The organism is Rhodopseudomonas palustris (assembly GCF_007005445.1).
Taxonomy (GTDB): Bacteria; Pseudomonadota; Alphaproteobacteria; order Rhizobiales; family Xanthobacteraceae; genus Rhodopseudomonas; species Rhodopseudomonas palustris_G.
Window position 1 is genome coordinate 993,483 of the sequence record NZ_CP041387.1, and the last position, 20,378, is coordinate 1,013,860.

The 20,378-nt window shown below is 65.4% G+C and carries 19 protein-coding genes; 10 read left to right on the forward strand and 9 right to left on the reverse strand.

Annotated features, from left to right (window positions below):
* Positions 1–4: 4 nt before the first annotated feature.
* Positions 5–1,228: a bifunctional alpha/beta hydrolase/OsmC family protein gene (locus FLL57_RS04555; RefSeq protein WP_142882256.1), complete on the reverse strand. Its 1,224-nt coding sequence runs from the start codon at positions 1,226–1,228 to the stop codon at positions 5–7.
* Positions 1,229–1,375: 147 nt separating this feature from the next.
* The gene (locus tag FLL57_RS04560; protein ID WP_013503471.1) at positions 1,376–2,809 is read right to left on the reverse strand and encodes an amidase; all 1,434 of its coding nucleotides are present in this window, start codon (positions 2,807–2,809) and stop codon (positions 1,376–1,378) included.
* Positions 2,810–2,947: 138 nt separating this feature from the next.
* Between FLL57_RS04560 and FLL57_RS04565 the strand changes: the two genes are divergently transcribed.
* A complete protein-coding gene (locus FLL57_RS04565; RefSeq protein WP_013503470.1) occupies positions 2,948–4,060 on the forward strand; it encodes an SbmA/BacA-like family transporter in 1,113 nt (370 codons plus the stop codon).
* 15 nt (positions 4,061–4,075) lie between these two features.
* Here the strand turns inward: FLL57_RS04565 and FLL57_RS04570 are convergent, their stop codons facing one another.
* From FLL57_RS04570 to FLL57_RS04580, 3 genes are all read right to left on the reverse strand, one after another.
* Positions 4,076–5,452, reverse strand: coding sequence for a GH1 family beta-glucosidase (locus FLL57_RS04570; protein ID WP_013503469.1), 1,377 nt, complete (start codon positions 5,450–5,452; stop codon positions 4,076–4,078).
* A gap of 194 nt (positions 5,453–5,646) precedes the next feature.
* Entirely contained in the window at positions 5,647–6,426 is a 780-nt protein-coding gene (locus FLL57_RS04575; RefSeq protein ID WP_013503468.1) for an SDR family oxidoreductase, read from the reverse strand.
* Positions 6,427–6,588: 162 nt separating this feature from the next.
* Positions 6,589–7,839 carry an ABC transporter substrate-binding protein gene (locus FLL57_RS04580; protein ID WP_013503467.1) on the reverse strand — a complete coding sequence of 417 codons (1,251 nt, stop codon included), beginning with the start codon at positions 7,837–7,839 and terminating at the stop codon, positions 6,589–6,591.
* 192 nt (positions 7,840–8,031) lie between these two features.
* Between FLL57_RS04580 and FLL57_RS04585 the strand changes: the two genes are divergently transcribed.
* Positions 8,032–9,111: a tartrate dehydrogenase gene (locus tag FLL57_RS04585; protein ID WP_013503466.1), complete on the forward strand. Its 1,080-nt coding sequence runs from the start codon at positions 8,032–8,034 to the stop codon at positions 9,109–9,111.
* A 32-nt stretch (positions 9,112–9,143) separates the two neighbouring features.
* Here FLL57_RS04585 and FLL57_RS04590 read toward each other — a convergent pair whose 3' ends face one another.
* The 4 genes from FLL57_RS04590 to FLL57_RS04605 form a co-directional block, all read right to left on the reverse strand.
* Entirely contained in the window at positions 9,144–10,145 is a 1,002-nt protein-coding gene (locus FLL57_RS04590; RefSeq protein ID WP_235677210.1) for a hypothetical protein, read from the reverse strand.
* Positions 10,118–11,032: an NAD(P)-dependent oxidoreductase gene (locus tag FLL57_RS04595; RefSeq protein ID WP_013503464.1), complete on the reverse strand. Its 915-nt coding sequence runs from the start codon at positions 11,030–11,032 to the stop codon at positions 10,118–10,120. The genes FLL57_RS04590 and FLL57_RS04595 overlap by 28 nt, the downstream gene beginning before the upstream one ends.
* Before the next feature lie 40 nt (positions 11,033–11,072).
* Complete coding sequence (locus tag FLL57_RS04600; RefSeq protein WP_013503463.1) at positions 11,073–12,323, reverse strand: Zn-dependent hydrolase; 1,251 nt, start codon at positions 12,321–12,323, stop codon at positions 11,073–11,075.
* 72 nt (positions 12,324–12,395) lie between these two features.
* The gene (locus FLL57_RS04605; RefSeq protein WP_013503462.1) at positions 12,396–13,346 is read right to left on the reverse strand and encodes a LysR family transcriptional regulator; all 951 of its coding nucleotides are present in this window, start codon (positions 13,344–13,346) and stop codon (positions 12,396–12,398) included.
* A 115-nt stretch (positions 13,347–13,461) separates the two neighbouring features.
* Between FLL57_RS04605 and FLL57_RS04610 the strand changes: the two genes are divergently transcribed.
* From FLL57_RS04610 to otnI, 8 genes are all read left to right on the forward strand, one after another.
* Positions 13,462–14,280, forward strand: a complete 819-nt coding sequence (locus FLL57_RS04610) for a putative hydro-lyase (protein WP_013503461.1) — start codon at positions 13,462–13,464, stop codon at positions 14,278–14,280.
* Positions 14,281–14,337: 57 nt separating this feature from the next.
* On the forward strand, positions 14,338–15,585 hold the full coding sequence (locus FLL57_RS04615; protein ID WP_013503460.1) for an ABC transporter substrate-binding protein: 1,248 nt from the start codon (positions 14,338–14,340) through the stop codon (positions 15,583–15,585).
* 174 nt (positions 15,586–15,759) lie between these two features.
* Positions 15,760–16,638, forward strand: coding sequence for a branched-chain amino acid ABC transporter permease (locus FLL57_RS04620; RefSeq protein WP_013503459.1), 879 nt, complete (start codon positions 15,760–15,762; stop codon positions 16,636–16,638).
* Positions 16,638–17,624: a branched-chain amino acid ABC transporter permease gene (locus FLL57_RS04625; protein ID WP_013503458.1), complete on the forward strand. Its 987-nt coding sequence runs from the start codon at positions 16,638–16,640 to the stop codon at positions 17,622–17,624. Before FLL57_RS04620 ends, FLL57_RS04625 begins: the two co-directional genes overlap by 1 nt.
* Positions 17,621–18,355 carry an ABC transporter ATP-binding protein gene (locus FLL57_RS04630; RefSeq protein WP_142882257.1) on the forward strand — a complete coding sequence of 245 codons (735 nt, stop codon included), beginning with the start codon at positions 17,621–17,623 and terminating at the stop codon, positions 18,353–18,355. The genes FLL57_RS04625 and FLL57_RS04630 overlap by 4 nt, the downstream gene beginning before the upstream one ends.
* Positions 18,339–19,043 carry an ABC transporter ATP-binding protein gene (locus FLL57_RS04635; protein ID WP_047307749.1) on the forward strand — a complete coding sequence of 235 codons (705 nt, stop codon included), beginning with the start codon at positions 18,339–18,341 and terminating at the stop codon, positions 19,041–19,043. The genes FLL57_RS04630 and FLL57_RS04635 overlap by 17 nt, the downstream gene beginning before the upstream one ends.
* Before the next feature lie 281 nt (positions 19,044–19,324).
* Positions 19,325–19,534 carry a hypothetical protein gene (locus FLL57_RS04645; RefSeq protein ID WP_349627457.1) on the forward strand — a complete coding sequence of 70 codons (210 nt, stop codon included), beginning with the start codon at positions 19,325–19,327 and terminating at the stop codon, positions 19,532–19,534.
* Between the two features lie 62 nt (positions 19,535–19,596).
* Positions 19,597–20,373, forward strand: a complete 777-nt coding sequence (otnI, locus tag FLL57_RS04650; RefSeq protein ID WP_013503453.1) for a 2-oxo-tetronate isomerase — start codon at positions 19,597–19,599, stop codon at positions 20,371–20,373.
* Positions 20,374–20,378 lie beyond the last annotated feature (5 nt).

Here is a 20,378-nt window from a genome sequence, read left to right on the forward strand (position 1 = left end):
AGCGTCAATCGGCGCTGCGCGTCATGATGCTGACTTCCGAGGTGAGGGTGCGGTGCACCGGACATTTGTCGGCGATCTCGATCAGCTTGGCGCGCTGCTCGGCAGAGAGGTCTCCCTCCATGCCGATCACCCGCTCGATGCGGTCGAGCAGGCCGACCTTGGTTTCGCATTCGGCGCAATCCTCGGCGTGGATCTTGGCGTGGCTCAGCGTTACCGTGACACGATCGAGCCGCAGTGCCTTGCGTTCGGCATAGAGCCGCATCGTCATCGAGGTGCAGGCGCCGAGCGCGGAGAGCAGCAGGTCGTAGGGCCCCGGCCCGCTGTCGCGGCCGCCGACGCTGGCCGGCTCATCGGCCAGCAGTCGATGCGGTCCGACGCTGATCTGCTGCTGGAACTTGCCGTCGCCGGTTTCCTGCACGGTGATGAGGCGCGGCACTTCCGGCGCGCCCGCGGTCGGGGCCGGCGGATCGGCATCGATGTAGCGCTGCGCCCAGGCGGCGATCACGCCGGCCGCGTAGTTCGCATCGCGCCGGTCGCTCAACAGATGGTCGGCGTGATCGAGCGAGACGAAGCTCTTCGGGTGCTTTGCTGCGAGAAAGATCTTGGTGGCGTTGTCGATGCCGACGGTGTCGTCGGTCGGCGCGTGCAGGATCAGCAGCGCTCTGTGCAGCTTGCCGATCTCGGCCATCAGATTGTGCTCCGCGATGTCGTCGAGAAACGCGCGCTTGATGGTGAAGGGGCGTCCGGCGAGCGAAATTTCGACGCTGCCTTCGCTGCGGATCGCCGCGACACGATCGGCGAACAACCCGGTGACGTGCGACGGATCGGACGGCGCCGCGATGGTGGCGATCGCCTTCGCTTCAGGGATTTGTGCTGCGGCCGCCAGCACCGCCGCGCCGCCGAGGCTGTGGCCGATCAGCAGCGACGGCGCCCGATGCGTGGCGCGCAGATGATCCGCAGCCAGCACCAGATCGGCGACGTTGGACGAGAACGTGGCGTTGGCGAATTCGCCCTCGCTGGCGCCGAGCCCGGTGAAGTCGAACCGCAGCACCGCGATTCCGCGTGCCGCCAGCGCCGCCGAAATCCGCCGCGCCGCGAGATTGTCCTTGCTGCAGGTGAAGCAATGCGCGAACAGCGCATAGGCCAGCGGCTGCGCATCCGGCAGATCGAGCGCCGCCGCGAGCTGATGCCCGCCGCTGCCCGGAAACTGGAAACGTTCGGTGCGCATCGGCAGACTCCCCTCGCTCGGACGTTATTGTTCAGGACTCGCTGCGCGGCGCCCGACGGACCCGCGCAACGACCCGCGGTCGCTCCGAATGCCGAATAGCTGATGCTCGCGGCCGATCTGCGGCGATGCCCAGGGATCGGGCGGTCTTTACAGGCTCGCCGGCGCCGGACGCGGGTCGATCGGGGTGGTGCCCTTCAGGCCGAGAATGTCCTCGAGCACCGCGGCGCCGGCGAGCAGGCCGGCCTCGTTGCGCGGCTTCGCCACCATCTGCAGACCGATCGGCAGCCCCGCGGAGGTGAAGCCGCACGGCAGCGACAGCGCCGGGCAGCACACCAGCGTGATCGCATAGGCGATGCCGAGCCATTCGACGTAGTTGCCGAAAGTGTGGCCGTTGCATTCGGCGAGGTAGCGCTGCTCGACTGGGAACGCCGCGGTGATCGTCGCCGGGCACAGCAACAGGTCGTAGGTCTGGAAGAACGCGAGGGTGCGCGCCGTCATCGCCACCCGCTGCGCTTCGGCCCTGGCGAGATCGTCGACGCTGAGCTTCAGGCCCTGCTCGATGTTCCAGATCACTTCCGGCTTGAGCAGGTCGCGCTTGGTGCGCAGCAGGTCGGCCTTGCTGATCGCGAAATCGAACGCGCGCAGCGCCTGGAAGCACTCGTGCGCCTCCGACAGGTCCGGCTGCGCCTGTTCGACGATCACGCCGGCTTCGGCGAAGCGCTCGGCGGCCTTGGCGGTGATCGCGGCGACCTCCGGATCGACCGGGGTAATGCCGAGATCGGGCGAGTAGGCGACGCGCAGCGGCTTCCGCCGCGACCGCGCCGCGCTGAGGAACGAGGTCGCGGGCGAGGGGATCGACAGCGGGTCGGCGGCGTATTCGCCGCTCATCGCATCGAGCAGCAGCGCGACGTCCTCGACGTTGCGGGCCATCGGGCCCTGAACCCCGAGATTACGATCGATCTTCGCCACCGGCGTATGCGCGACCCGGCCGAAGCTCGGCCGCAGGCCGACGATGCCGCAGAAGCTCGCCGGATTGCGCAGCGAACCTCCCATGTCCGAGCCGTGGGCCAGCCATGCGGTGCCCGACGCGAGCGCCGCCGCGGCGCCGCCGGACGAGCCGGCCGCGGATCGCGACAAGTCCCACGGGTTGCGCGTCGCTCCGAACACCTCGTTGAAGGTGTTGGCGCCGGCGCCGAACTCCGGCGTGTTCGACTTGGCGTAGACCACGCCGCCATTGGCTTCGAGATGTTCGACCATCAGGTCGGAGCGGGCCGGGACGACGTCCTTGAAGATCGGCGAGCCCTGGGTGGTGAGCACGCCGGCGACCGCGGTGAGATCCTTGATCGGCACCGGCAGCCCGGCCAGCACGCCGCGCTCGGCCGGCGGCTTCTTCATCAACTCGGCGGCGTGGCCGCGGGCGCGGTCGAAACACAGCGTGGGCAGGGCGTTGACGGCGCCGTCGACTTCGGCGATCCGCGCTTCCAGCACGTCGAGCACCTCGATCGGCGTCACCTCGCCGGACTTGAGCTTGCCCACCACTGCACAAGCGGTTTCCTTTACCAGCGCCTGATCTGCCGCCACCCTGTAACTCCCCTGAGTTGATCGCGCCGGCGGTATCAGTACATCACCGTCTGCGCTTTTGGACCGGATACCAAGACTAGACGCAATGGGTACCCCGGACCGCTTCACAACCAGTCGGTCCGGGCCTTATATCGCGTCATGGGACTCTTCTCACATAACGACTCCAACGGCCACAACCTGTCCGGGTTCTGGCTGTTGTCGCGCAGATTCTGGCTGAGCGGCAAGCCGCGGGTCACCGGCCTGATCGCGGTGCTGATCGGTGTGGTGCTGGCGCAACTGCTGGTTCAGTTTTATCTCAATTTGTGGAATCGACATTTCTTCGATGCCCTCGAGCGCCGTGATGCCGGCGCGCTGTGGACGCAGACCGGCGTGTTCGTGATGCTCGCCGCCACCAGCGTGGTGGTCGCTGCGACCTCGGTGTGGGGGCGCATGACCGGTCAGCGCAAATGGCGCGAGTCGATGACCTTTGAAATCCTCGAGCGCTGGTCGCGGAAGGACCACAATGTCCCAATCGATGGTACAGATCACGGCGCGGAGAATCCGGAATATCGCCTCGCCGAAGACGTCCGGATCGCCACCGACTCCCCGGTCGACCTGATCCTGGCGTTCCTGTCCTCGGTGCTGACGGCGTTGACCTTCTTCAGCGTGCTGTGGAGCGTCGGCGGCAGCATCAATGTGGACGTGCTCGGTATCCACGCCGAGATTCCCGGTTACCTGGTGGTCGGCGTGATCGGCTATTCCAGCATCATGACGGCGCTGATGCTGTGGTTCGGCCGGCGCATGACCAGCATCAGCGAGCGGCGCAATCAGAACGAGGCGGAATTCCGGGCCGCGGCCGAGGTGATGCGCGGCGGACGTCCCGCCAGCGAAGCCGACGAGCAGGCATGGATGATGAAGCTGGCGCTACGGCTCCAGGCGGTGCTGCGGTCGTGGCGCGACCTGTGCTGGCAGCTCGTCGACATGACGCTGGTGTCGCACAGCAACTTCCTGTTCGCGCCTGTCGCGGCGTATTTTCTCTGCTTTCCGAAGTATCTGTCCGGGGCGATGACGCTCGGCGAGGTGACGCAGAGCGCCGCGGCGTTCGTCACCGTGCAGGGTGCGGTGAATTGGCTGGTCGACAATTATCAGCGGCTGGCGGATTGGCGTTCGTCCGCCAACCGAGTCGCCGCGCTGCTGGCGGCGATCGACCAGATGCCGGACCGCAATGCTGCGGAGCCGGCCGATTCGTCCCGAGAATTGGCGCCGACCTGAGCGCCACTCGTTGCTTCAGGCGGTGACGCCGCGGGCGTGCCTGATCACGTCGGCGAACCATTTGAACGACGCCTTCGGAATCCGGCGCAGCGTCGGATAGTCCACATAGACGAGGCCGAAGCGCACCCTGTAGCCTTGCTCCCACTCGAAATTGTCGAGCAGCGACCAGACCATGTAGCCGCGCACGTCGGCACCGGCGGCGATCGCCTGGTCGAGCGCGGTGATGTAGTCGCGCAGGAAGCCGATGCGGCCGGGATCGATCACGTCGCCGTTGTCGTCCGGCTTCTCGACGTTGCTGCCGTAGCCGTTCTCGGTCACGTAAACCGGCTTGCCGTAGCGGCGGCTGACCTCGATCAACGTATCCCGGAACGCATCGGGTTCGATCGTCCAGTCGATCGGTGAGCGCGCAATGCCCTCGGGCTTCGGACCCCAGCCGAGCCCGACGATCGCCTTCGGATCGGAGTTGATATAGACGGGGCTGTAGTGATTCAGCCCGAACCAGTCGAGCGGCCGGTGGATGCGTGCCATGTCGCCGGGCAGGATGTACGGCTTGATGGCGTCGCGGATCAGATCGGGATATTCGCCGCGATATTGCGGATCGGCGAAAGCGCGGTTCCAGTAGTCGCCGATCAGCTTGGCTTCGGCGACGTCTTCGGGGCGGTCGCTCGACGGATACACCGGCTGATAGTTGGTGACCAATCCGATCTGTGCGTCCGGCACCGTCTCGCGCAGCGCATCGACGGCGGCGCCGTGCGCGAGATTGACGTGATGAATCCAGCGATGCAGCTTGTCGTCGGCGCTGCGGTCGCGCGCGCCGAACGAGCGGCTGAACAGGCTGAATATGCCGGGTTCGTTGAAGGTGGCGAAGCGCTTCACGCGGCTGCCGTAGCGGTTGCCGATCACGCGGGCGTAGTCGGCGAACCATTCGACGCAGTCGCGGTTGAGCCAACCGCCGCGCTCTTCCAGCGCCTGCGGCAGATCCCAGTGATAAAGGCAGATCCACGGCTCGATGCCCGCTGCCTCGAGTGCGTCGATCAATCGGTCGTAGAATGCGAGGCCGGGCTCGTTGACGGGGCCCGTGCCTTGCGGAAACACCCGCGGCCAGGCGATCGAGAAACGGTACGCCTGAAGTCCGAGCGTCTTCATCAGCGCGACGTCTTCCTGGTAGCGATGATAGTGATCGCAGGCCACGTCGCCGGTGTCGTTGTTGGCGACATAACCGGCGCGGCAGTACACGTCCCAGATGCTCTGGCCGCGGCCGTCCTCGTTGACCGCGCCCTCGATCTGGAAGCTCGCCGTCGACACGCCCCAGACGAAGTCCCGGCCGACGTTCGACAGCGCCGGCAGGCCTGGCATCGGCTCGGTGGCGGAAGGGATGGACGACGAGGCCATGGCGAATTCTCCGATTGCAGGTGTCGTTTGATACGCCGCGCTGCCTTGGGGGGCGCTTGCGTTGAATCAAACCGCGAGGTTGTGCGCCGGTTCGGTTGACGGCGTGTTGCCGTGCCGGCCGGCGGAAAGTGGCGGACCGGCACGGCGTCGTCATGGCAGCGTTGCGGCCGGCGCGGTGTCGGCGCAACGGGATGTCAGCCCGGCCAACCGGCGCTGAGGCCGCCGTCGACCGTGAAGATCGCGCCGGTGGTGTAGCCGGAGCGGTCGGATGCGAGATAGGCCATCATGTCGGCGATCTCGCGCGGCGAGGCCGGGCGGCCGAGCGGGAGATTTTTCTGCAGTTCGATGTAGCGATTCTCGTCGCCGAGTTCGGCCTTGGCGCGGCCGCGCATGCGGCCGAGATAGCGGTCGGTGCCGACCGGGCCGGGATTGATGCCGACCACGCGGATGTTGTCGGCCAGACTGCGGCCGCCGAGCGTGCGGGTGAAGGCCATCAGCGCGGCGTTGCCGGCGGAACCGCAGATGTATCCGGCGTCGAGCCGTTCGCCTGCCGCGCCGATGTCGTTGATGATGACCCCGCCGCCGCGCGTCTTCATCTGCGCATACACCAGCCGGGTCAGATCGATGAAACCGAACACTTTCAGATCCCAGGCGTGGCGCCAGGCCGCTTCGTCGATTGCGTCGATCGTGCCGCGCGGAATGTCGCCGGCATTGTTGATCAGAATGTCGATGTCGGCCGCCTGCGCGGCAAGCTGCGCCAGATCGGCTCTGTCGCGGAGATCGGTTGCATGCACCGCGACGCCGACGCCGTACTGGTCGCGCAGCCGTGCGGCGAGGGCTTCCAGCGCATCCTTGTTGCGGGCGGCGAGCCGCAGATGGCAGCCTTCCTCGGCGAAGGCTTCGGCTGCTGCGGCGCCGATGCCTTTCGACGCGCCGGTGATGAGGACGCGCTTGCCGCGCAGATGCAGGTCCATCGAGAGCCTCTTCGGCATGGTCCGGTTCGGCCGGACACCGTGGTTAGAGATAGCGTTGGCTCGCCTCCGCGGCAAAGCGGCATGGGCGTCTATCCGAACGATGCCGGAAAGTGAACGCCGCGCGTTGGTCGCTGCGTCGCGTTTCGCAATCGCGGCACGCGCTCAGTTCGCCGCGGCCTTGATGAAGGCGGGGAACTTGATCTCGGCCTTGGCCACATCGGGCGGCCACACCGCGATCTGCTTGCCGCCCTGCCACTGCAGCATCAGGCCGGTGAGCAGGCCCTTGCCGTACCGGAGGCCATGGGTGAACGGCTCGTCCTTGCCGTAGAACTGGACGCGACCGATCGTGCCCTCGTAATCGGTTTCCTCCAGCGCTTCGATCAGCTTGTCGGCATCGGTGGAGCCCGCGCGTTTGACCGCTTCGGCGATGTAATAGACTTGGTCGTAGGCCGTATAGCCGGCAAAGGACGGATAGTTGCCGTACTTCCTCTTGAAATTTTCGGCGAACGGTACCGATTTCGGCGTTACGGCGACGCCCGGGCCCGACACGCCTTGATACAGCACTCCTTCGGACGCGTTGTCGGTGTCACCGCCGAACGTCTCGTTGGTGGCCTGGGACGCGATCCCGAACATCGGAATCGGCACCTGCTGGTTTTTCCACTGCACCGTCGGCTGCACGCCGACATGGGAAATCCCGGTGATGATCACGTCAGGCTTCGATCCCTCGATCTTGCTGAAGATCGGGGCGAAATCGGTGGTGTCGAGGGAGAACCGAATGTGATCCAGCACCTGCAGGCCGACTTTCGGCAGGCACTCCTGGTAACCGACGTCGAGAGGTTGGGTCCAGGCGGCGTCCTCGCTCATGATCACCGCGCTCTTCATCTTTCGGGCGTCGACCAACAGATCCTTGGCGGCATCGCATACCGACTGGGCGAGCTTGCCGGAGGTGAGATAGCCTTGGAAAGTGTATTTGTGGGTTTCGTAATCGTTGTGTACCGCCTTGCTGATCTCGTTGGACGACGCGCCCGGGGTGACGAACGGCGTCTTCAAGCGAGACGCCCACGGCATCAAGGCCAGAACCACTTCCGAATTGTAGCTGGCGATCACCACCTTGACCTTGTCGTCTTTGACCGCACGCTGGAAGGCGCGCACCGAGTCGGCCGCAGAGGAGTGGTTGTCGTAGCCGACGATCTCGATCTTGCGGCCGTCGATTCCGCCGTTGGCGTTGATCTCCTCCGCGGCGAGCCGGGCGGCCTGCGGAATCGAAGCGCCGACGATCGCCTGTGCCTCGGCGATCACGCCGATCTTGATCTGGCCCGCTGCGAGTGCGGACGGGGCACCTAGGCCGAGCGCGGCAATCGCGACCACAGCACGCACCGGCCACGAACGAACGCTCCAGGAGGTTGGCGACATGGCGTTTCCTCTTTTTGCCGTTGTCCGATGGTCGGCAGGCGGCCTGTTGATCGGCCGTTGAAAGTGTAGCGCGGGATTTTCCGCAGGCAAGCGTCGGTGCGGCTCCGCTATGTGCGACGCAGCGTTGAACAACGGCGCTGTTTTGGTTCAGATGAGGCCGCGACGACGTATGCGGGACACCGGAGAGACGAATTGAACCAGAAGAACGACGAATATCGAATTGCAGTGATTCCGGGAGACGGCATTGGCAAAGAGGTGATGCCGGAAGGGCTTCGCGTTCTCGAAGCGGCGGCCAAGAAGCATCGGGTCGAGCTGGTGTTCGACCATTTCGACTTTGCCAGCTACGACTATTACGAGAAGCACGGTCAGATGATGCCGGACGATTGGAAGGAGAAAATCGGCGGGCATGACGCGATTTTCTTCGGCGCGGTCGGTTGGCCGGCCAAGATCCCGGATCACATTTCGCTGTGGGGTTCGCTGATCAAGTTTCGCCGCGAGTTCGATCAGTACGTCAACCTGCGCCCCGTGCGGCTGATGCCCGGTGTGCCGTCGCCGCTCGCCGGCCGCAAGCCGGGCGATATCGATTTCTGGGTGGTGCGCGAGAACACCGAGGGTGAATATTCGTCGGTCGGCGGCCGGATGTTCCCGGACACCGAGCGCGAATTCGTCACCCAGCAGACGGTGATGACGCGCACCGGCGTCGATCGGATTCTGAAGTTCGCGTTCGATCTCGCCCAGTCGCGGCCGAAGCGGCACCTCACCTCGGCGACCAAATCGAACGGCATCTCGATCACCATGCCGTATTGGGACGAGCGCGTCGAAGCGATGGCGAAGAGCTATCCGGACGTGAAGTGGGACAAGTACCACATCGACATCCTGACCGCGCATTTCGTGCTGCATCCCGACTGGTTCGACGTCGTGGTCGGCTCCAATCTGTTCGGCGACATCCTGTCGGATCTCGGCCCGGCCTGCACCGGCACGATCGGCATCGCGCCATCGGGCAACATCAATCCGGATGGCGATTTCCCGAGCGTGTTCGAGCCGGTGCACGGCTCGGCGCCGGACATCGCCGGCCAGGGAATCGCCAATCCGATCGGGATGATCTGGTCGGGCGCGATGATGCTGGAGCACCTCGGCGAGAAGCAGGCGGCCGATTCGATCGTCAAGGCGATCGAACGGACGCTGGCCGAGCGCACGCTGCGTACCCGCGATCTCGGCGGTCAGGCCGACACCTCGGCCTGCGGCAAGGGCGTGGCCGAGATGGTGGAGTAAGCGCTCCGCGGCGGAGTGCGCAGGAGATGGCGTCAGCGGGGCGGCGACGAACCCGCTGCGCCTGCCCGCACCAGCGTCATCGGCTTCCGAAGGCGACGCCGTTGCCGGAGCTGCGGCGGCTGCCGCAGCGGACGGCGCGGCTTCAGCGCGATCGCGAAGCCGGGCTTGCGGCTCGGCAGCGGGTGAGCCGGATTGCGTGCCGATTTACGCTGTTGACGCTTGCTCGCCGCCTTACGAGCGCCACGCGAAACGGGACGGCGGTTCTGGGAGGGCCGCGGCTTGGTGACCTCCCGCGGCCGCGGCGCGACGATGCGGGTGAACGGCCGCAGCAGGAGAGGGGCCGGCTCCGCTGCGGGCTGAGCGCGCGTCACGGCCGGAGCCGGCACGGCCGAACTCTGAGTCGTGTTGTTTGGCGGCGGAATCGGAGTGCTTCGGTTCGCGCTCGCCGAGACGTCCGCACCGGCATCGTGGATTCGCACCACGCGGCGCGGCGGCGTGGGCCCGTCGCGGTGGATGCTGAAAGCGAGATAGGCGGCGATCAGGACAGCCACGAACAGGGTGATCGGCACCCCGATCATCAATGTGCTGGCCATCACGATCATCGCCGCAGCGGCGGCCTTCAACAGCTTGTCGCTGTCGTCGAACAGCCGCTCCAGCCACGCCCAGTTACCGCGCGTCCAGATCGGCGGGTCGATCCGGAACGCGAAGGCGGTGCGGGCACGGGCGAACCCGATCTCGCGCGCCGACAGCAGGTACCACGTGACGAAGAACGCCAGCAGGAAGGCGATCGTACCGGCGAGGCCGGCGGCAGAGCCGATAATGATCACCAGCGCCAGGGCGAAGACCGCATACCAATCCTTCATGGGAATGTCTCCGTGCGATTCGCGAAGTATCGCACAGGCGGGGGGCACGCGCTGTTGATTCGGATCAGGCGGGATTGGCGGGCACCCGATGATTGCGGCGGATGCCCTGTGGCGATGGTAATTAATTGCCGCCTGCGAGCGGGTCAGCCGTTGGCCGCGATCCGCCGGCAATGTGCACGGGCGGCCGTGATCAGGTTCTCGCTCGCTTCCGGAGTGCGGAACGCCGAGTGAGCCGACAGCGTCACGTTGGCCAGCGTGGTCAGCGGATGGCCGGCGGGTAGCGGTTCGATGTCGAACACATCGAGCGCAGCATGGCGCAGATGTCCGGAGCGCAACGCGTCGATCATCGCGGCCTCGTCCACTAGCGCGCCGCGGGCGGTGTTGACCAGGACCGCGCCCGGCCGCATCGCGGCGATCCGCTGCTTTGACAGGAACCCGCGGGTCTCGTCGTTGAGCAACAGATGCATCGAGATCACGTGGCTGTCGCGCAGCAGGGCGTCGAGATCGACGAAGCGAACGCCGTCGACGTCCTTCGAACTCCTGTTCCAGGCGATCACCTTCATACCCGAGCCGTGCGCGATCCGCGCGACCTCGGCGCCGATGCCGCCGAAGCCGATCAGGCCGAGCGTCTTGCCGGTGAGCTGCATCCCGTCTTCGCGCAGCCATTGGCCCTGCCGCATCTCGCGGTCCATCACCGCCAGATTGCGCGCCGCCGCCCACATCAGGGCGATCGTCGCTTCGGCCACCGCGGTGTCGCCATAGCCGCGGATCAGGTGAACTTCGATACCCAGCTCGGCGAGCTCTTCGACGTTCATGTAGCTGCGCGCGCCGGTGCCGAGAAAAACGACGTGCTTCAGCCCGGCGCATTGCCGCGCAATCTCGGTCGGCAGGTAGGTGTGGTCGATCAGCGCGATCGCGGCACCGGCCAGCACCTCTGGCAACTGCTCCGGCGTCACGTCCGGGTCGCGGTGAATCGTCACCGGCGGATCGTCAAGCGCCGCCAGCCGCTCCATCAATTCGGCGAGCGTATCGCTGGCGTCGACGAACACCGCGTGCATCGTGATCTCCCCCAGAACTAGAGTGGCCGTCGTCCGGCGATTACTTGGCGACGCCGGCGAGCGACAGCACGGTGTGCAGCAGCACGTTGGCGCCGGCGGCGCAGTCGGGCTGGGTGGCGTCTTCCAGCTCGTTGTGGCTGATGCCGTCCCTGCACGGCACGAAGATCATCGCCGTCGGAATTCTGGCGTTCAGGTTGCATGCGTCGTGACCGGCCCCGGAGGTGATCCGGCGGTTCGAATAGCCTAGCGCGCCGGCTGCGGTTTCGACCGCTCCGACCAGCTTCTGATCGAAATGGGTCGGCTCCTTGCGCCAGACCAGATCGAGCGTGACTTCGACCTTGCGGCGCGGCGCGATCTCGGCGACTGCGGCGCGCAGCCGCTGATCGAGCTGTTCGAGGATCGCGGCATCGGCGCTGCGCATGTCGATGTTGAAGGCGATCTCGCCGGGGATCACGTTGCGCGACGGCGAGGCGATCACCGCTTCGCCGACGGTGCCGACGGCGTTGGGACCGAGCTCGGTCGCGATCTTCTCGACCGCCAGCACGATCTCCGCCAGCGTCGCCAGCGCGTCGCGGCGCAGGTGCATCGGGGTCGATCCGGCGTGGCTCTCGAAGCCGGTGATCTTGCCGTCGTACCACAGCACGCCCTGGCCGTGCTCGACCACGCCGATGGTCTTGCCTTCGGCCTCCAGGATCGGGCCCTGCTCGATATGCAGCTCGATGAACCCGCTGAACGGCTGGGCACCGACCGGCTTGTCACCGCGATAGCCGATGCCGTCGAGCGCTTCGGCGACGCTGATGCCGGCAGCATCCTTGCGCGACAGCACGTCGTCGACCGTGAAGTCGCCGACGAACGCCGCCGAGCCCATCATCGCCGGCGCGAACCGCGAGCCTTCCTCGTTGGTCCAATTGGTGATGCACAGCGGCAGCTCGGTCTCGATGCCGGCGTCGTTGAGGGTGCGGATCACTTCGAGCGCGGCCAGCGTGCCGAGGATGCCGTCGAATTTGCCGCCGGTCGGCTGGGTATCGAGATGCGAGCCGAGCCCGATCGGCGGCTTGGTCATGTCGCGGCCCTTGCGCAGCGCGAACATGTTGCCGAGCGTATCGATCCCGACTTCGAGGCCAGCCTGTTCGCACGCCTGGCGGAACCAGTCGCGCACCTGCTTATCTTCCGCCGACAGCGTCAACCGCCTGACGCCGCCCTTCGGCGTGCCGCCGAACTGCGCGGTGGTGAGGATGGTGTCCCACAGCCGCGAGGAATCGATCTGCAGGTTCGAGGCGGTCTTGGTCATAGTCACTCCGGAAAGAAACAGCGTGAACGGCACGAGGTCGGGCGAGAGTTTGTCAAGGCGGTCGCGCGGGCGTCAACCAATCGCCGGTTCAACCACGTGGGCAATATCGCGGAGCTGCATTGCGGGATCGGGCATGAAGCCGCCGGTATGGGCGATCTCGGCGGCGAGTTCGGCGACGCGCTCGATCGCCACGGTGTCGGGCGAGGCGAGCCAGCTCGCGGAAAACCGCAGCGGCGAGATCTTCAGGTCGGTCTGCAGCAAATGCAGCCGGCCCTCCGTGAGCTCGTTCTCGACGATCGCGGTCGGGATCACCGCGATGCCGAGGCCTTCGATCGCCATATGGATCACGGTGCCGAGCGACGCCGACGCATGCAGGCGGATCGGCGGCAGCTCCGGCTTGTTGAACAGCGAGCGCACGATCTCGTAGGGCTGCGTCTTGCGCGGGAAGGTGATGATCGGAAACTTCGCCAGATCCGCCACCGTCAGCGGGCCGTCGCCGAGTCCGAGCGACGGGCTGGCGAGGAAGCCGATCGGATATTCGCACAGCACCCGGCTGCGCACCGTCGACGCCGTCATCGGGCCGAGCAGGAACGCCAGTTCGATCTCCTGTGCCAGCAGCCGCGCGCGCAGGTTCGGCGTGATATCGACCTCGATCTCGAGCGATAGATTGGGATAGACCCGGTTCACCTGCTCGATCAGCCGCGGCAGCCAGGTGTGAACGATGGTTTCGGCGACGCCGAGCCGCAGCACGCCGCGCATGCTCGACTGATCGCTCACCGCCGCCATCATCTCGGTCCGCAGCCGGATCAGCTTTTCGGCATACAGCATCAACTGCCGGCCGCTCGGCGTCGGCGAGGCGACGCGATGGTCGCGCTGCAGCAGCCGCACCCCGAGCTCCCGCTCCAGTTGCGCAATCCGCTGCGAGATCGCCGGCTGAGTGGTGTTGAGCTTCTGGGCGGCGCCGCGGAAGCTGCCGAGTGTCACCACCCAGATGAAAGTTTCGAGCGCTTTGAAGTCCACCATCGGTCGACTCCTTTGGTCGATAAGACAAGTTTATTGTTTCTGATCAGAAACAAAGATTAGACATTATACTAGGCTTCGGCTCCAGTGCTGTCGAGAGACTAGGCAGGACGAGCGAATGACTGTTTTTGCGGCAAAGCAACAGTTCCCTGACCTCGACAGGTCGCTTCCTTCCCACCAGGCCCGGCTCGCCTGCCGCGCCGGGCTCGCCGACACCACGGCTGGCGTGGCGCCGGGTTTCGTCCAGGGAAATCTGGCGATCCTGCCGGAAAAATACGCCGCCGCGTTCCACCGGTTCTGTCAGCTCAATCCCAAGCCGTGCCCGATCATCGGCATGTCCGATGTCGGCGATCCGATGATTCCCTCGCTCGGCATCGACCTCGACATCCGCACCGACTTGCCGCGCTATCGGGTGTGGCGCGACGGCGAGCTAGTCGAGGAGCCGACTGATATCACCGCGCACTGGCGCGACGATCTGGTCGCGTTCGTGATCGGCTGCTCGTTCTCATTCGAGGAGGCGCTGCTTGCCGACGATATTCCGATCCGCCACATCGAGCAGAAGGTGCGGGTGCCGATGTATCGCACCAACATCCCCTGCGCAGCGGCCGGTCCGTTCGCGGGCCCGATGGTGGTGTCGATGCGGCCGCTGAAGCCGAAAGACGCGATCCGCGCGGTCCAGATCACCTCGCGGTTTCCCTCCGTGCACGGTGCACCGGTGCATATCGGATTGCCGCAGTCGATCGGGATCGCCGACATCGCGAGGCCCGACTATGGCGATCCGGTGCCGATCGGCTCCGACGAATTACCAGTGTTTTGGGCCTGCGGTGTCACTCCCCAGGCCGTGATTGCCGCCGCTAAAGTCCCGTTCGCCATCACCCATGCGCCCGGCTTGATGCTTGTCACCGACCTGAAGAACAAGCACCTTGCCGTGCTGTAACGCCGAATAGAACCTCTGACCGCTTCACTCCCAACGCTGGTAGCAAAGGAAGACGTCATGAAGATCAATCGTCGTAACCTCGTTCTCGGCAGCGCGGCCAGCGCCGCTTTGCTGCCGTTCGCGACGGCACGCGCCGAGACCAAGGAAGTCGTCATCGGTGTGATCTACCCGTTGTCGGGATCGAGCGCTCAGATCGGCGTCGATGCACAGAAGGCGTTCCAGACCGCCGCCGAGCTGATCAACAACAAATACGACTACGACCTGCCGCTGGCGCGCGGCGAGGGGCTGCCCGGCCTCGGCGGCGCCAAGATCCGCCTGGTGTTCGCCGACCATCAGGCCGATCCGCAGAAGGGTCGCGCCGAAGCCGAGCGACTGATCACGCAGGAAAAGGTCTCCGCCATCATCGGTACCTATCAGAGCGCCGTCGCCGTGACCGTCAGTCAGATCTGTGAACGCTATCAGGTGCCGTTCCTGTCGGCCGACAATTCATCGCCGAGCCTGCACCGCCGCGGACTGAAATACTACTTCCGCCCGGCGCCGCACGACGAGATGTTTTCGCAGGCGATGTTCGATTTCTTCGATGCGCTGAAGAAGAAGGGGCAGAAGATCGAGACGCTGGCGCTGTTCCACGAGGACACCATTTTCGGCACCGATTCCTCGAACGCGCAGCTCAAGCTCGCCCAGGAGCGCGGCTACAAGATCGCCGCCGATATCAAGTATCGGGCCAACTCGCCTTCGCTCACCGCAGAAGTGCAGCAGCTCAAGGCCGCCAACGCCGACGTTTTGATGCCGTCGAGTTACACCACCGACGGCATTCTGCTGATCCGCACCATGGGCGAGCTCGGCTACAAGGCCAAGAACATCGTCGCGCAGGATGCCGGCTTCTCCGAGAAGGCGCTGTACGATGCGGTCGGCGACAAGATCCCGGGCGTGATCTCGCGCGGGTCGTTCTCGATCGACCTCGCCCAGAAGCGGCCGATGGTCGGCAAGATCAACGACATGTACAAGGAGAAGTCCGGCAAGGATTTCAACGATTACTCGTCGCGGCAGTTCATGGGCCTGATCGTCATGGCCGACGCCATCAACCGCGCCAAATCGACCGACGGCGAGAAGATCCGCGAGGCGCTGGCCGCCACCGACATGCCGGGCGAACAGACCATCATGCCGTGGAGCCGGGTGAAGTTCGACGAGACCGGCCAGAACACCTTCGCCGACCCGGTGCTGCTGCAATATGTCGGCGGCAAGTTCGTCACGATCTTCCCGACCCAGGCCGCGGTCGCCGATGCGATCTGGCCGATGCCGTAAGCGCTCGATTGAACGCCATGACCTCGGGCACAGTGTCGTCCCCGCGCAGGCGGGGACCCATACTCCCGGCAGTCACGGCTGAATGACGATGTCCCGCCGGCTGCGCGCCAAAGCGCGGGCCGGTGGTTATGGGTCCCCGCCTGCGCGGGGACGACAAACCGAGAGGCATTGCCTTTGACCACCGCGACAATCATCCAGTCTCTCGCCAGCGGTCTGCTGATGGGGCTTCTGTACGGCCTGGTCGCGGTCGGCCTGGCTCTGATCTTCGGCCTGATGGACGTCACCAACTTCGCCCATGGCGAATTCCTGATGTTGGCGATGTACATCACCTTCTTTCTGTTCGTGTTCTTCGCGATCGACCCGATCCTCGCCGCTCCCCTGGTCGGCGCGGCGATGTTCCTGTTCGGCGCGGTGATCTACTTATTGGTCGTTCGATTTGCGATGCGGGCCAAGGCCAATATCGGCATGGTGCAGATCTTCACCACGTTCGGGCTCGCGATCCTGATGCGCGGTCTGGCACAGTATTTCTTCACGCCGGACTATCGCAGCATCAACGTATCCTGGCTTGGCGGCAAGACGATCGAGATCGGCGGGGTGTTCCTGCCGGTGCCGCAACTGGTCGGTGCGCTGGTGTCGATCGCTGCGTTCGGCGCGCTGTACTTCTTTATGAAGAAGACCGATTTCGGCCGCGCCCTGGAGGCGACCCGCGAGGATGCCGGCGCGGTGGCCCTGGTCGGCATCGACAAGAACAAGGTGTTCGCACTCGGCTGGGGGCTCGGTTCGGCGCTGATCGGCCTGGCCGGTGCGGTGATGGCGGTGTTCTTCTACATCTATCCCGATGTCGGCGCCTCGTTCGCGCTGATCGCCTACGTCACCGTGGCGCTCGGCGGTTTCGGCAGCGTGTTCGGCGCCTTCGCCGGCGGCATCATCGTCGGCCTGGTCGAGGCGACCACCGCGATGATCCTGCCGCCGTCGCTGAAATCGATCGGCATCTACGCCGTCTATCTGCTGGTTGTCTTCATTCGGCCGCGTGGCCTGTTCGGATCGATCTGATGGACGAGGCTCACCTCAATCGCCGCCGCCGCGACCTGATCGTCGCCGCCTTGCTCGCGACCCTGGCGGCCTGCGCACCGCTGTTCGTCAAGGACGTCTACGTCCAGAACATCATGGTGCTGACCCTGATGTACGCGGCGCTGTCGCAAGCGTGGAACATCCTCGGCGGCTATTGCGGCCAGATCTCGCTCGGCCACGCGCTGTATTTCGGGCTCGGCGCCTACACTACCGCGCTGTTGTTCACCAAGCTCGGCGTGCTGCCGTGGTTCGGTATGCTCGGCGGCGGCATCATCTCGTCGGTGATCGCGCTGGCGCTCGGCTATCCCACGTTCCGGCTGCGCGGGCACTACTTCGTCATCGCCACCATCGTCATCGCCGAGATCGGCTTCCTGCTGTTCCACAATTGGGACTGGGCCGGGGCGGCGCTCGGCATCGACATTCCGGTGCGCGGCGATAGCTGGGCCAAGTTCCAATTCACCCGCAGCAAGCTGCCTTACTACTATTTCGCCCTGGTGTTCTGCTGCCTCGCCTGGCTGATCACCTGGTGGCTGCAGGATTCGAAGTGGGGCTACTGGTGGCGGGCGGTGAAGGACAACCCCGAAGCCGCCGAAAGCCTCGGCGTGGTGGTATTCAACTCCAAGATGGGCGCCGCTGCGGTGTCGGCGTTTCTCACCGCGGTCGGCGGCAGCTTCTATGCGATGTTTGTGTCCTACATCGACCCTGAAAGCGTGATGACCTTCCAGTTCTCGCTGCTGATGGCGTTGCCGGCCGTACTCGGCGGCATCGGCACGCTGTGGGGGCCGGTGCTCGGCGCCGCGATCCTGATCCCGCTCACCGAACTGACGCGGTCGTTCGTCGGCGGCTCGGGCCGGGGTGTCGATCTGATCCTGTACGGCAGCGTGATCGTGCTGATCTCGCTGGCGCGGCCAGAAGGTCTGCTCGGCCTGTTCTCGCGCAAGCCGGCCTCGAAGGGAGCGCCGCAATGACGACGCCTCTGCTCGAAACACGCGGCGTCTGGCAGCGCTTCGGCGGCCTGGTCGCCAATTCCGACGTGTCGATCTCGGTTCAGCGCGGCGAAATCGTCGGCCTGATCGGCCCGAACGGTGCCGGCAAGTCGACGCTGTTCAATTTGATCGCCGGCGTGCTGCCGCCGACCCAAGGCTCGATCATCTTTGACGGCCAAGACGTCACCAGGCTGCCGGCCACCGCGCGCTGTGCCCGCGGCATCGGGCGGACCTTCCAGGTGGTGAAGAGCTTCGAGTCGATGACGGTGATCGACAACGTCATCGTCGGTGCGCTGATCCGCACCACGGTGATGCGCGAGGCACGGCGCAAGGCGCATGAGGTGCTGAAGTTCTGCGGCCTGGATGCACGCGCCGACGTGCTCGCCAGCCAGCTCATTCCCTCGGAAAAGCGCCGGCTCGAGGTCGCTCGCGCGCTCGCCACCGAGCCGAAGCTGCTGCTGCTCGACGAGGTGCTCACCGGCCTGACGCCCACCGAAGCGGAGAAGGGCGTCGAACTGGTGCGCCGCGTCCGCGATGCCGGCGTCACGGTGCTGATGGTCGAACACGTCATGGAAATCGTCATGCCGCTGGTCGACCGTGCCATCGTTCTCGACCTCGGCAAGGTGCTCACCGAAGGCAAGCCGGCCGACGTGGTGCGCGACCCGAAAGTCATCACTGCTTATCTTGGGGATCGTCATGCTGTCGGTGCGTGAGGTCACCACCGCCTATAAGGGGCTGGTCGCGATATCGAACGTCTCGATCGAGGTCGAGAAGGGCGAGATCGTCTGCGTCGCGGGCGCCAACGGTGCGGGCAAGTCGACGCTGCTGAAATCGATCGCCGGCGCCGAGCGGATCCGCTCCGGCCAGGTGCTGTTCGACGGCGAGCGCCTCGACGGCGTGGCGCAGCATCTGATCACCGCGCGCGGTGTCGCCTATGTGCCGGAGAATCGCCGGCTGTTTCCGCGGCTGTCGGTGCACGACAATCTCAGGCTCGGCAGCTATCTGTATCGCGGCAAGGCCGATCGCGAACAGCCGCTGGAGTTCGTGTTCAGCCTGTTTCCGCGGTTGCAGGAGCGGCTGGAGCAGCGCGCCGAGACACTCTCCGGCGGCGAGCAGCAGATGCTGGCGATCGGCCGCGCGCTGATGACCCGGCCGCGGCTCTTGATGCTCGACGAGCCATCGCAGGGCATCATGCCGAAGCTGGTCAGTGAGATCTTCCAGTCGGTGAAGAAGATCCGCGATGCCGGCATGACCGTGCTGATCGTCGAGCAGCGCATGGCCGAATGCCTCGAAATCGCCGATCGCGCCTACATCCTGCAGACCGGCCGCGTCCAGATGCAGGGCAGGGCCGCCGAGCTGATGGACAACCCGGACGTTCGCAAGGCGTATCTGGGGTTGTAAGAGCTGGTTCTCACGGCTCTTGTGCCGTGGTACACTATGTCCATAAGCGTCGAGGACATCGAGAAGGCAGTCGAGCAACTTCCGGCCGACCAACTCGCGCGGTTTCGCGCATGGTGCGTGGCTTTTGATGCTGCGCGTTTCGACGAGCGGATCGCGCGAGACGCGGCTGGAGCACGGTCGGACGACTTGGCGGCAGACGCCATTGCCGAACATCGGCGCGGCGGCTCACGAGAGCTGTGAGGCATTTTGCCAGCTCCCGATTTTGGACAGCCTATCGGGCGTTGCCTCAGCCGATCCGCGCTCTCGCCGACAAGAACTTCGCTCTGTTGAAGGCCGATGTCAGTCATCCATCGTTGCATTTCAAGAAAGTCGGCAATCTGTGTTCGGTAGGGGGTGGCCTCGGTTACCGGGCGCTCGCTGTGCCGGTGGACGAGGGGCTGTTGTGGTTCTGGATTGGCAGCCACGCCGACTATGATGCGATGCTCCGATGACGGCAGCGATGCACAAAGTTCGAATGCGCTAAAGTCAGGTGTCTCCCGGGGATAATCATCCGATGCCGCGCTTCTCAGCCAATCTCAGCCTGATGTTCACCGAGCACGCCTTTCTCGACCGCTTCGATGCGGCGCGGGCGGCGGGTTTCGATGCGGTGGAGTTTCAGTTTCCCTACGAGTTAGAGCCCGCCGCCATCGCCGAGCAGCTGCAGCGCAATCGCCTGACGCTGGCGTTGTTCAATCTACCGCCGGGCGACTGGGCCGCCGGCGAGAAGGGATTTGCGGCGCGGCCGGACAAGTTCGACGAATTGCAGAGCAGCCTGCACACCGCGCTGCCGTATGCGCTCGCTACCGGCGTGAAGCGGCTGCATCTGCTCGCCGGCAATGCCGACCGCCGCGACGGCGCTGCGGCGCTGGCGTTTCGGCGATCGCTGGCAGTCGCCGCGCATTTCTTCGCGCCGCACGGCATCGACGTGCTGATCGAACCGCTCAACCGCCGCGACGCGCCCGGCTATTTCCTCGACGACGTCGACTTCGCGCACGACCTCGTCCGCGAGCTGGCCATTGCCAATCTGAAGCTGCAGTTCGACGTCTATCACGGACAGATCCTGCATGGCGACGTCACCACGCGGCTGCGCGAGATGCTGCCGGTGATCGGCCATGTTCAGGTCGCCAGCGTGCCGTCGCGGCACGAGCCGGACGGCGAGGAGCTGAACTATCCGTTCCTGTTCGCCGAACTCGACCGGCTCGGCTACGCTGGTTTCGTCGGTGCCGAATATCGGCCGCGCGCCGCGACGGTCGACGGCCTCGGTTGGTTTCGCCCCTACGCGCGGCCATAGCGCGA